Source organism: Herbaspirillum sp. GW103, from assembly GCF_000261365.1.
Taxonomy (GTDB): Bacteria; Pseudomonadota; Gammaproteobacteria; order Burkholderiales; family Burkholderiaceae_D; genus Herbaspirillum.
On record NZ_AJVC01000003.1, the window covers coordinates 258191 to 270775 of the forward strand.

General features: G+C 64.6%; 7 protein-coding genes. 6 read left to right on the plus strand and 1 reads right to left on the minus strand.

Annotated features, from left to right (window positions below; translation table 11 throughout):
* Positions 1 to 10 precede the first annotated feature (10 nt).
* Entirely contained in the window at positions 11 to 3247 is a 3237-nt protein-coding gene (locus GWL_RS04670) for an efflux RND transporter permease subunit (RefSeq protein ID WP_008327260.1), read from the plus strand.
* 22 nt (positions 3248 to 3269) lie between these two features.
* Entirely contained in the window at positions 3270 to 4805 is a 1536-nt protein-coding gene (locus GWL_RS04675) for an efflux transporter outer membrane subunit (protein WP_034350086.1), read from the plus strand.
* 23 nt (positions 4806 to 4828) lie between these two features.
* Here the strand turns inward: GWL_RS04675 and GWL_RS04680 are convergent, their stop codons facing one another.
* Positions 4829 to 6658, minus strand: coding sequence for a chorismate-binding protein (locus tag GWL_RS04680; protein ID WP_034350087.1), 1830 nt, complete (start codon positions 6656 to 6658; stop codon positions 4829 to 4831).
* Between the two features lie 155 nt (positions 6659 to 6813).
* Here GWL_RS04680 and GWL_RS04685 point away from each other — a divergent pair, with 155 nt between their 5' ends.
* The 4 genes from GWL_RS04685 to GWL_RS04700 all read left to right on the plus strand — a co-directional run bounded on the left by GWL_RS04685 (position 6814) and on the right by GWL_RS04700 (position 12569).
* Complete coding sequence (locus tag GWL_RS04685) at positions 6814 to 8217, plus strand: DHA2 family efflux MFS transporter permease subunit (RefSeq protein ID WP_034350089.1); 1404 nt, start codon at positions 6814 to 6816, stop codon at positions 8215 to 8217.
* Between the two features lie 46 nt (positions 8218 to 8263).
* Positions 8264 to 9154 (plus strand): DMT family transporter, encoded by an 891-nt coding sequence (locus GWL_RS04690; RefSeq protein ID WP_034350523.1) that lies wholly within the window; start codon positions 8264 to 8266, stop codon positions 9152 to 9154.
* A 23-nt stretch (positions 9155 to 9177) separates the two neighbouring features.
* The gene (locus tag GWL_RS04695; RefSeq protein WP_008327273.1) at positions 9178 to 10164 is read left to right on the plus strand and encodes a magnesium and cobalt transport protein CorA; all 987 of its coding nucleotides are present in this window, start codon (positions 9178 to 9180) and stop codon (positions 10162 to 10164) included.
* Positions 10165 to 10445: 281 nt separating this feature from the next.
* Complete coding sequence (locus GWL_RS04700) at positions 10446 to 12569, plus strand: TonB-dependent siderophore receptor (RefSeq protein ID WP_034350091.1); 2124 nt, start codon at positions 10446 to 10448, stop codon at positions 12567 to 12569.
* Positions 12570 to 12585 lie beyond the last annotated feature (16 nt).

The following is a 12585-nucleotide window of genomic DNA, read 5'->3' on the forward strand; positions in this document are numbered from 1 at the left end:
GGATGCGCGCATGAATATTTCGCTTCCCTTCATCAAGCGGCCCATCGCGACCACACTGTTGACCATTGGCATTGCGCTGGCCGGCATGGTGGCCTTCCGCCTGCTGCCGGTCTCGCCGCTGCCGCAGGTGGATTATCCGACCATCTCGATTTCGGCCTCGCTGCCCGGGGCCAGCCCCGAGACCATGGCTGCAACCGTGGCCACGCCACTGGAACGCGCCATGGGCGCCATTGCGGGTGTGACCGAGATGACCTCGACCAGCTCCCAGAACTCCACCCGCATCACCTTGCAGTTCGACCTGAGCCGCGATATCGACGGTGCCGCCCGTGACGTGCAGGCCGCGCTCAATGCCGCGCGCAACCTGCTGCCTACCGGCATGCCGAGCAACCCGACCTATCGCAAGGTCAACCCGGCCGATGCGCCCATCCTGATCCTGGCCATGACGTCGGACACCATGACCCAGGGCCAGATGTACGACGCCGCCGACAGCATCGTGGCGCAGAAACTGTCGCAGGTACGCGGTGTGGGGCAGGTGAGCGTGGGCGGCAGCTCGCAGCCGGCGGTGCGCATCGAGTTGAACCCCACGGCCCTGAACAAGTACGGTATCGGCAGCGCGGATGTGCGCACGGCCGTGGCTGCCACCAATGCCAACCGTCCCAAGGGCTTGCTGGAGGACGATGGCCGCAACTGGCAGATCTATGCCAACGACCAGGCCAAGACCGCCGCCGAATATGCCCCGCTGATCGTTGCATATCGCAACGGCACGCCGGTTCGGGTGCAGGACGTGGCCGAGGTGCGCGACTCGGTGGCCGATGTGCGCAATGCCGGTTCTTCCAACGGCAAGCCCTCGGTGCTGATCATCATCAACCGCCAGCCCGGCGCCAACATCATCGAGACGGTCGATAGCGTGCGTGCGCTGCTGCCGCAGTTGCAGGCATCGATTCCGGCCGCCATCGACATGAAGGTGGTGCTGGACCGCACTCCCACCATCCGCGCCTCCTTGAAGGAAACCGAATTCACCCTGATGCTCTCGGTGGCGCTGGTGATCATGGTGGTGTTCCTGTTCCTGCGCAATGCGCGGGCCACGTTGATCCCCGCGGTGGCCGTGCCGGTCTCGCTGATCGGCACCTTCGGCATCATGTACCTGGCCGGTTTCAGCCTCGACAATCTCTCGCTGATGGCGCTGACCATTGCCACCGGCTTCGTGGTCGATGATGCCATCGTGGTGCTGGAGAACATCTCGCGCCACATCGAGGCCGGCATGAAGCCTTACAAGGCGGCCTTGCTGGGAGCGCGCGAAGTGGGCTTCACGGTGCTGTCGATGAGCATCTCGCTGATCGCCGTCTTCATTCCCATTCTGATGATGGAGGGCATCGTCGGGCGGCTCTTCCGCGAGTTCGCCATCACCTTGTCGGTGGCCATTCTGGTCTCGCTGGTGGTGTCGCTGACCACCACGCCGATGATGTGTGCGCAACTGCTGCGCCATGATCCGGAGGCCGATGAGGCCCGCCGCAAACGCCGTCATCCCTGGCTGCAGAAGATCGCCGACCAGAGCGCGGCCATCTTCGCCGACATGCTGCTGGCCTACGAGCGCACCCTGGCCTGGGCGCTCCGTGCGGCACCGCTGATGATGCTCATTCTCCTGGCCACCATCGCCCTGAATGTCTACCTCTACAAGGCCATCCCCAAGGGCTTCTTCCCGCAGCAGGATACCGGGCGCCTGATCGGCGGCATCCGTGGCGACCAGGCCATCTCCTTCCAGGCCATGCGCACCAAGCTCAACGAGTTCATCGATATCGTCAAGGCCGATCCGGATGTGTCCGATGTGGTGGCCTTTACCGGTGGACAGCGGCGCAATGGCGGCTTCATGTATGTCACGCTCAAGCCCCTCTCTGAACGAAAAGACAGTGCCGACAAGGTGGTCGCGCGGCTGCGCATCAAGACCGCCAAAGTGGCCGGTGCGCGGGTGTTTCTGGTGCCGGTACAGGACATCCGCATCGGTGCGCGCCAGAGTGATTCGCAGTATGAATATTCGCTCAAGTCCGACGATGTGGGCCTCTTGCGCATCTGGGAGCCCAAGATACGCCTGGCGCTGTCCAACCTGAAGGAGCTCGAAGACATCAGCACCGACCAGCAGGACAACGGTCTGCAGACCACCCTGACCATCGACCGCGAGACGGCCATGCGTGCCGGGGTCACGCCGCAGCTGATCGACTCGACCTTGTCCGACTTGTTCGGCCAGCGTCAGATCTCCACCATCTACAGCGGCATGAACCAGTACCACGTGGTGATGGAAGCCGCACCGCAATACTGGCAGAGCCCGGAGATCCTGCGCGATACCTACGTCAGCCTGGCCGGTTCCTCCAATCTCTCGCCCACCACCTCCAGCCTGTCGACCCCGCCGGCGCTGTCGGCCTCGGGCAAGTTGAACGCCAATACCGGGCTGGCGCAGACCATCTCGACGGCGGCCTCGCGCCAGATTCCGCTGGCGGCGTTCTCACGCTTCGAGCCCACCACCACGGCGCTGTCGGTCAGCCATGAGGGCCAGTTCGTGGCCTCGACCTTGTCCTTCAACCTGGCCGAGGGGGTCTCGCTGTCGCAGGCCACCGCCGCCATTGACCGCGCCATGGCGCAACTGGGCGTACCCACCAGCGTGCTGGGCACTTTCGCGGGCACGGCCAATGCCTTCCAGGCCTCCACCTCCAGCCAGCCCATCCTGATCCTGACGGCCTTGCTGGCGGTCTATATCGTGCTGGGCATTCTGTACGAAAGCCTGATCCATCCCATCACCATCATTTCCACGCTGCCCTCGGCGGGCGTGGGGGCGCTGCTGGCCTTGATGGTGACCGGCACCGACTTCAGCCTCATCGCGCTGATCGGCGTGATCCTCCTGATCGGCATCGTCAAGAAGAACGCCATCATGATGGTGGACTTCGCCATCGATGCCGAACGCAATCGCGGCCTGTCACCGCGCGACGCCATCTTCGAGGCCTGCAAGCTGCGCTTCCGCCCCATCATGATGACCACCATGGCCGCGCTCCTGGGCGCCATCCCGCTGGCCATCGGCCACGGCGATGGCGCTGAACTGCGCCAGCCGCTGGGCATCTCGATTGTGGGCGGGCTGGTGGTGAGCCAGCTGCTCACGCTCTACACGACCCCGGTGGTGTATCTGTACATGGAACGCCTGAGCGCCTGGGGCCGCCGCCGTTTCGGCCGCAAGAACAAGACAGAAACCTCGGCGGCCTGAGGCTGCCGCCATGGAGAAACGCATGACGCAACAAGACCTGTTCAAACTCAAGCCGCTGCTGGCGGTGCTGGCAGCCAGCCTTGCGCTGGCGGCCTGCTCGGTGGGGCCTGACTATGTCCGTCCGCAGATGGACACCGGCCCGGCCGTCTTCAAGGAAGGCCAGCACTGGAAGCCGGCCCAGCCGCGTGACCTGATGGCCGATGGCAAGTGGTGGGAAATGTTTGGCGATCCGCAATTGAATGCGCTGGCCGATCAGGTCGACATCTCCAACCAGAACCTGGCCCTGGCCGAAGCCAATTTCCGCAGCGCCGTGGCGCTGGTGCAAAGTTCGCGCTCGGCCTATGCGCCCACGCTGTCGGCCTCGGCCGGTGCCTCGCGCGGGCGCTCCGGCTCTGCCGGTTCGTCCTCAGCCACATCCTCCGGCACGTCCACCTCGTCGAGTTCATCGGGCAGCGTGCGCAACGCCTATACCTTCTCGCTGACGGCCTCGTGGGAAGCGGACATCTGGGGCAAGGTGCGGCGCGACGTCGAATCCAGCCAGGCCAGCGCCCAGGCCAGTGCAGCCGATCTCGCCGCAGCGCGCCTGTCGGCGCAGGCCCAGCTGGCGCAGAACTATCTGCAACTGCGCGTGCTGGATGCCCAGCAGCAATTGCTGGAAGACACGGTCCAGGCTTACCAGCGCTCGCTGCAGGTCACGCAGAACCAGTATGCCGCCGGGCTGGTGGCCAAGTCCGACGTGATCCAGGCGCAGACACAACTGAAATCGGCCCAGGCGTCGGCGCTGGACAATGGCGTCACACGGGCGCAGGTGGAGCACGCCATCGCGCTGCTGGTGGGCAAGACGCCGGCCCAGTTCTCGCTGCCGCGCGCGCCGCTCACGGCGGTGGCGCCGCCGGTGCCGCAGGGGGTGCCGTCGATGCTGCTGGAGCGTCGTCCCGATGTGGCCGCTGCCGAGCGCCGCGTGGCCTCGGCCAATGCCAAGATCGGCGTGGCCAAGGCCGCCTACTTCCCCAGCCTGACGCTGTCGGCCTCGGGCGGTTATCAGAGCTCCACCTTCGCCGACTGGTTCACGCTGCCGGGACGTGTGTGGTCGCTGGGCCCGCAACTGGCGCAGACCATTTTCGATGGTGGTGCGCGCGCAGCGGCCACCGATCAGGCCATCGCCACCTATGACGGGACGGTGGCCACCTACAAGCAGACGGTGCTGACGGCGTTCCAGGAAGTGGAAGACAACCTCGCCGCGCTGCGCATCCTGGAGCAGGAAGCGGCCGTGCAGGGCGAGGCCCTGCAGGCTGCGCGCCAGGCCGTTACGCTGGTGACCAACCAGTACAAGGCGGGGACGGTGAGCTACGTCAACGTCATCACGGCCCAGGCCACTGCGCTGTCGGCCGAGCTGACTTCGCTCAGTATCCTCAACCGCCGCATGGCCGCCAGCGTACTGCTGGCCAAGGCGCTGGGCGGGGGCTGGGACGGGCATAGCCTGGATGACCTCGGCCCGCTGCAGCAGCAGACGGCTGACAAGGCCAGGGGCCTGAAGGACAACGCAGCGCTGCGTTGATCCGAGTTGCGTATGGAGCGTGCTCAGGCGGTGACCAGTACCGCCGGCAGCGCCCCGCGCAAGGCATTGCAGACCACGATCTCCTGCGCTGCCATCAGGTCGGCGCGGGTGATGACGACTTGCACGGCATCCCATTGCGGATCGGCCAGCAGCACCTGCCGCATGACGCCCGGCAAGACCCCGCAAGCCAGCGGCGGCGTGCACCAGCGGCCGCCGATCTTGACGAAGACATTGCTGCGGCCGCCCTCGGTCAGTTCATCGCGTTCATTGAAGAACAGCAGGTCGAAGCCGCCGCGCCGTTCGGCTTCTTGCCAGGCGGCGTCGTAGCGGGCGCGCTGGCTGCTCTTGTGGCGCAGGAAGGGGTCATGGCTGTCGGTGGCCGTGTCCGCCAGGAAGACCTTGACCGGCGTACTCAACGGGGTCAGCACCGCATGCTGGATCGCGATGCCCCCGTGGATATCCAGCGCCAGCCGCAGGCGATAGGCCGTCTGGTCGGAAAGTTCAGCACAGCGCGCATCGAGTTGTGCTCGGATGGCCGTCGCATCGAAGGGATAGCCCAGCAGTGAAGCAGATTGCTTCAGACGTTCCAGATGCAGCGCCAGATGGCGGCAACCGCTGCGGGTGGCATGGATGGTTTCGAAGAGCGTGAAGCTTTGTGTCAATTCCGTGAGGAAACCTGATTTCAGCTGGCATTCCGCAAATTCGGAGGCAGCCTCGCTGTCGTGGACGATGCCTGCACCCACACCCATCACGCCGCTGCGCATGCCCTGCTGCGGGGCTTGCAGCTCCAGCGTGCGGATCGGCACCGAGAGGCAGAAATCCCCAATGGCATGCCCGCCCGCGCGCGGCGCCTCGAACCAGCCGATGGCCCCGGTATAGAGTCCGCGCGCTTCGGTTTCCAGCTCGTCGATGATCTCCATGGTGCGGCGCTTGGGCGCACCGGTGATCGAGCCGCAAGGGTAGAGCGCAGCAATCGCATCGGCCAGGGTGACGTCCGCGCGCAGGCGGGCGCGGATGGTGGAGGTCATCTGCAGCACCTGGCCGTAGCGACGCACGTCGAACAGATGCGGTACCTGCACCGAGCCCGGGACTGCCACGCGGCCCAGGTCGTTGCGCAGCAGGTCGACGATCATCAGGTTTTCTGCGCGGTTCTTTTCATCGTGGGACAGGGCCAGGGCGCGTTGCGCATTGAGCGTGTCCGCACCTTCCTCTCCGACCGGTACGGCCCGCGCGGTACCCTTCATGGGCTTGGCTTTCAGCGTTCCCTGCTGATGGGCGACGAACAGTTCCGGCGAACACGAGAGCACCATGCCACCGCTCTCATCGCGCAGCAGCGCACCATACGGCACCGGCTGGCGTGCACGCAGGCGGCGGTACAGGGTGATGGGGTCGCCCAGCACCTCGAAGTGCAGGCGATAGGTGTAGTTGACCTGGTAGGTATCACCGGCTGCGATGTAATCGCGGATACGATCGATGGCCGCAGTGAAAGCGGTCTCATCGACGCTGCTGCGCAGACGGGTGATGCCGGCGCTGTCGGAGCGTACTTGGGTGGACAGCCACGCATCCACTTCGGCAGCAGACAGAGGCGCGCAGTGGGCAAACAAGAGCACGCGCGCCAGGGGGCCGGACAGCGGGTGATGCGGCAGGCGCTGCAGCGCCGCGCCCAGTTCATAGCGCCACAAGGCCACGGCGTGCTGTCCCTCGGCCAGCGCTGCCTGCATCTCGTCCAGCATCGCCGGGAAGTGCGCGGCATCGGTGCAGGCCAGCGTGCGCACATGCCCGGTGTAGAGGCGCGAGCGCGGTTCGGCCGGGCTGGCTTGGTGGTCGTCGAGGAGGGCGAAACATTCGTTCATGAGGCGTGGGCAGCGATGACAGCGAGGGGAGGGGCCAGGGCGGCCGCCGGCAGCATGATAGCGTAAAAGGTATACTGCAAGGCTTGCCGGGCGGCTTGCAAGGCCGGTCATTGTGGCTGCATGCGGCCCGGCTGCCCCTTCATTCTTTCTTGCTCATGGCCATTCCCCGCACCTTCATCATTCCCTTGATCGTCGCCTGTGCGCTGTTCATGGAACAGATGGATTCCACCGTCATCTCGACCTCGCTGCCGGCGCTGGCGCTGGACATGCACGTCGATCCGATTTCACTCAAGCTGGCGCTGACCTCCTATCTGGTCTCGCTGGCGGTCTTCATTCCGATTTCCGGGTGGATGGCCGACCGCTTCGGTTCGCTCACCATCTTCCGCGCGGCCATCTGCGTCTTCATGCTGGGCTCCGTCCTGTGCGGGGTGTCCTCGACCCTGCCGCACTTCGTCGCCGCCCGCTTCCTGCAGGGCATCGGCGGGGCCATGATGGTGCCGGTCGGACGCCTGGTGATCCTGCGCAGCGTGGAGAAGGTGAACCTGGTCAAGGCCTTGTCCTATCTCACCATCCCGGCCTTGTTCGGCCCGGTGCTGGGGCCGCCGCTGGGTGGTTTCATCACCACGTACTTCCACTGGCGCTGGATCTTCTTCATCAACATTCCCATCAGCATTCTCGGACTCTATCTGGCCACGCGCTTCATTCCCGACCTCAAGGCCGAGCAGGTAGCCCGCCTGGACATCCTGGGTTTCATCCTCTCGGCGCTGGGCTGCTCGCTGCTGATGATGGGCCTGGCCACCTCGGGCCGCCATCTGGTCGCGGGGGATATCTCGCTGGCCTGTGTGGTGGCGGGGGCTCTGTTTCTGTGTGCCTATGTGTGGCATGCACGCCGCACCACGGCACCGCTGATCGATCTGGCATTGCTGAAGATTCCGACCTTGCGTGCCGGTGTGTTCGGCGGTTCGCTCTATCGCGTGGGCATCGGTGCCATTCCCTTCCTGCTGCCGCTGATGCTGCAACTGGGCTTTGGCTATACGCCTTTCCATTCGGGCCTGCTGACCTGTGCATCGGCCGCCGGTGCGATGTTCATGAAGACCATCGCCGCGCGCTTCCTGCGTCGCTACGGGTTTCGCCGCGTATTGCTGGTCAATGGCGCGCTGGGCGTGCTGGGGCTGTGGGCCATGGCCACCTTCACGCCGCAGACACCTTACCTGCTGATGGTGATCATCCTGCTCATCGGTGGTTGCTTCCGGTCGTTGCAGTTCACCAGTCTCAATGCGATTTCCTACGCCGATGTCGACAAGGTCCGCCTGAGCCAGGCCACCAGCATGGCCAGCGTAGCGCAGCAATTGTCCATCGGCATGGGCGTGGTGCTGGCCGGGTTTGCACTGCAGATGTCCAATGAAATCCAGGGCCATGCCACGCTGGTGGCACAGGACTTCTGGCCGGCCTTCCTGGTGGTGGGCGCGGTGGCCTCGCTGGCGCTGCTGATGCTGCGCCAGCTGCCGCCGAATGCCGGTGCCGAGATGGCGGGCCAGCAGGACAACAAGCCGGCCTGACGCACCCACGTCCGGCCACGGCACAACGAGGAGAAGCATGCAGCCCATGACGTACAAGTCCCTGTGGTTTCCGCTGGGCGCGGTCCTGATCTGGGCCGGCAATACCGTCATCAGCAAGATGTCGGCAGGGGTGATTGCGCCGGAGGATATCTCCTTCTACCGCTGGGTGCTGGCGGCGCTGCTGATGTCGCCCTTCCTGGCGCGCCCGACCTGGGCGGCGCGTGCGCAGATCCGTCCTCACCTGGGCAAGATCCTGGTGCTGGCCCTGCTGGGCATGGTGTTGTTCCAGAGTCTGGCGTATTTCGCCGCGGCCACGGCCTCGGCCACCAGCATGGGCATCATCGCCTCGCTCATGCCGCTGCTCACGCTGGTACTGAGCATCAAGCTGCTCTCTGAGCCGCCGACGATCGGCACCCTGGCCGGTGGCATCCTCTCGCTTTTCGGCCTGGCGGTGCTGATCGGGCGCGGCCATCCGCTGGCGCTGTTCGACCAGGGCGTGGTCACGGGTGACCTGCTCATGCTGCTGGCCACCATCGCCTATGGCCTCTACGGTGTCATGCTGCGTCGCTGGGCGCTGCCGCTGCGTACCTGGCAACTGCTCTACATGCAGGTGCTGACGGCGGTGGTGCTGCTCTTTCCCGGTTACGTGCTGGGCCATCATTCGCCGATCACGCGCGATAACCTGCCCATCCTGCTGTATGCGGGGATTGCCGCTTCCATCCTCTCGCAGTTCCTGTGGATGCGCGGCGTGGCGTATCTGGGGGCCAGCCGCTGTGCCATTTTCGTGAACCTGATGCCGGTCTTCACTGTCATCATTGCAGTGCTGGCGCTGGGCGAGCAATTGCACGCCTACCACGCCATTGGTGGGCTCATCACGCTGGCCGGCGTGATCATGGCCCAGGTCTTCAAGCAGCGCCTGCGCTGGCGCACCGGCTGATCTGACAAGAACAGGAAAGAGACATGATCGATCCCGCCATGATCGTCAATTGCACGGTCTACAAGAAGGGCAAGAAGCTGCGCGACATCAGCCTCGACGACATCAGCGACGTGCTGGAAGAGGAGGGCACATTCGTCTGGCTGGGCCTGTTGGAGCCCAATGTCGAACTGATGAACAAGATCAAGGAAGAATTCTGCCTGCACGAGCTGGCCGTGGAAGACGCCTACGCCGCGCACCAGCGCCCCAAGATCGAGGAATACGGCGACACCCTCTTCGTGGTGCTGCACACGGCCCAGCTGGCCGGCGGCGAAGTGCTCTTCGGCGAGACTCACATTTTGACCGGTCCGCGCTTCGTGGTCACGGTGCGGCATGGCGCCTCGCGCAGCTATGCCAAGGTGCGCGAGCACTGCGAGATGCTGCCCGAGCGGCTCATGCGCGGCCCCAGCTTTGTGCTCTATTCCATCATGGACTTCGTGGTCGACAACTATCGTCCCATCATGGACGACCTTGAAACCAAGTTCAGCCAGTATGAGGAACAGCTCTTCAATCCCGGTGCCTTGAGCGGCAAGGCCTACCTGCAGGAGCTGTACCAGTTGAAGCGCCAGCTGATCCGCCTGCGCTCGGCCGCCACGCCGCTGCTGGACGTCTGTACGCAATTGCTGCGCTTCCATGAAGGGCTCATCACCAAGGAAGGCAAGGCTTATTTCCGCGACATCTACGACCACGTGGTGCGCTTCATCGATACCGGCGACCGCCTGCGCGAAATGGTGGAGTCGGCCGTGCAGATCAACCTGGCCCAGGTCACCATTCATCAGAACGAGATCGTCCAGACCCTGGCCGGCTGGGGTGCCATCCTGGCCATCCCGACCATGATCTTCAGCCTCTACGGCATGAACTTCGCGCACATGCCGGGACTGTCCTGGCAATGGAGCTTCCCGCTGGTACTGGGCGGCATCGTCACCGCCTGCACGCTGCTGTGGCGGCGGCTGCGCAAGGCGGGGTGGCTTTAACGGGGGGCACGTTCCTGCTTCGCTTGTAAAGACTTCCTGCGGGTGCGGCAATATGCCGCACCCGCAGGCTCGTTTGCATCGCTACACTGCGCACGCACTGCGCGCAGAGTGTGCATCCTGCCCACATGTGCAGGACTCGCGTTCTAAATGCGATTCATTTCTCTTGATAATTGCAACAAAGTTGCATTAGAATCCCGCCCTGACCGCGCAAGACGGTCTCTCCATCGCGGCCAGGCAGTCCACGCACCCAGCCGCAGCACAACGACATCACAAGGGAAAAGATGAAAATGACCGCACTGCGGGCGGCCGTGCTGGGCGCGCTCGCCATCGGCTACGGCCAGCAACCGGCCTGGAGCGCCGACGCCCTCGCCATCACCGGCACCGACAGCGGCCTGGGCCAGGTGGTCGTCACCGGTACCAGCCAGCGCCAGCAGTATCGCCAGAGCACCACCTCCAGCGCCACCCGTACCGAAACGCCCCTGCAGGAATTGCCGCAGTCGGTGCAGGTAGTCTCGCGCCAGCTGATGGACGACCTCGGGGCCACGCGCCTGGATGACGTATTGCTCTACGTGAGTGGCGTGGCCAAGCAGAACAACTTCGGCGGGCTGTGGGACAACTATTCGATCCGCGGGTTTTCCGGCAGCGAGAATGGCGGCATGAACATCCTCTGGAATGGTTTCGCCTCCAATCGTGGCTACGCGCCGCCGCGCGATACCGCCAACGTGGAGAGCATCGATTTCCTCAAGGGTCCGGCGGCGGCGCTCTATGGCAACAGCGAACCGGGCGGCACCGTCAACGTGGTCACCAAGAAGCCGCAGTTCAAGGCGGCCCATTCCCTTGATCTGTCGGTGGACAGCCGGGGCGGCTATCGCAGCGCGGTGGACTCCACCGGGGCGCTCAACAGCGAAGTGGCCTACCGGCTCAATGCAGCCGTCGAGCACAAAAACAGCTTCCGCGACAACGTCAGCAGCGACCGCCAGTTCCTGGCACCGGCGTTCACCTGGGTGCTCAGTGAGCGTACCGTGCTGAACTATGAAGGCGAGTACCTGCGCCAGAAGGCGCCGCTGGATCGCGGCATCGTCGCCGTCAACGGCAATCCGGGCGTGCTGCCGGTCTCGCGCTTCCTGGGCGAGCCTGGGGATGGCGACATGACGATGCAGAACACCAATCACCTGCTGACCCTGGAACATCGTCTCGACGACAACTGGCACCTGCGCACCGGTGTGTTCCACAAGGATGGCACGCTGGATGGCTATTCCACCGAAGCCTCGGCCCTGCAGGCCGACAACACCACCCTGCGCCGCCAGCGCCGCTACCGCGACTACAGCTGGCACGATACCGCGCTGCAGGCGGAACTGGGCGGCAAGCTGCACACCGGCAGCCTGCAGCATGAGGTCCTGGTGGGGACCGAAGTGGACTGGCTCACGCTGGATCAGCGCATGTTGCGCGTGAACCCGAGCGCTGCGGCCCCCTATGCCGTCAACATCTACGACCCGGTCTACGGCCAGGCGCAGCCCACCCCCACCCCCAACACCAATACCAGCGAACGCCAGATCAGTACCGCGCTCTATCTGCAGGACCAGATCAGCCTGAGCGAGCGCTGGAAGCTCCTGGCCGGCATACGTGCCGATGGCTTCCGTTCCACTCTGAACAACTGGCGCACCGGCACCACCACCCGCCAGGACAAGAGCGCCTATTCGCCACGCCTGGGCCTGACCTACCTCGTCACGCCCGCTTGGTCAGCCTACGTCAGCGCCAGCAAGTCCTTCCGCCCCAACAGCGGCAGCGATGCCAGCGGCAATGCCTTCAGCCCCGAAACCTCGCGTGCGGCCGAAGTCGGCCTGAAGTTCCAGAGCGAAGACCAGCGCAGCGGCGCCACCCTGGCCGTGTTCGACATCAGCAAGCAAAACGTGCTGACCACCGATCCGGCCAATCCATCCTTCTCGATAGCGGCCGGTGAAGTGCGCAGCAAGGGCGTGGAACTGGACGCCAATGCGCGCCTGGGCCACCACTGGCGGCTGACCGGCAACCTGGCCTATACCGACGCCTACGTCAGCAAGGACAACACCCTGACGGTCGGTTCGTGGCTGATCAACGTGCCGCGTGTATCGGGAAGTGTACTGGCAGTGTTTGAAGATGCGTCTGCAAGTGGCAGGCCCTACGGTATCGGTGGTGGCCTGAACTATGTGGGCAACCGTACCGGTGACCAGGCCGGCAGTTTCAAGCTGCCCGCTTACGTGACGACGCGTGCTCTGGCCTACTGGCAGTTCACCCCCAAGATGAAGCTCTCGCTGGACCTGAACAATCTCTTCAACAAGCGTTACTACAGCAGCTCCTACAGCACTGTGTGGATCATGCCGGGCGAGGAACGTACCGCCACGCTGGCGCTGAACGTGAAGTTCTGAAGAGGCCTTGCTTGAA

Excerpts from the sequence above, each read along its gene's own strand:
- GWL_RS04670 (WP_008327260.1), top strand. The coding sequence starts at position 11 with ATGAATATTTCGCTTCCCTTCATCAAGCGGCCCATCGCGACCACACTG.
- GWL_RS04675 (WP_034350086.1), top strand. The coding sequence starts at position 3,270 with ATGACGCAACAAGACCTGTTCAAACTCAAGCCGCTGCTGGCGGTGCTG.
- GWL_RS04680 (WP_034350087.1), bottom strand. The coding sequence starts at position 6,658 with ATGAACGAATGTTTCGCCCTCCTCGACGACCACCAAGCCAGCCCGGCC.
- GWL_RS04685 (WP_034350089.1), top strand. The coding sequence starts at position 6,814 with ATGGCCATTCCCCGCACCTTCATCATTCCCTTGATCGTCGCCTGTGCG.
- GWL_RS04690 (WP_034350523.1), top strand. The coding sequence starts at position 8,264 with ATGACGTACAAGTCCCTGTGGTTTCCGCTGGGCGCGGTCCTGATCTGG.
- GWL_RS04695 (WP_008327273.1), top strand. The coding sequence starts at position 9,178 with ATGATCGATCCCGCCATGATCGTCAATTGCACGGTCTACAAGAAGGGC.
- GWL_RS04700 (WP_034350091.1), top strand. The coding sequence starts at position 10,446 with ATGAAAATGACCGCACTGCGGGCGGCCGTGCTGGGCGCGCTCGCCATC.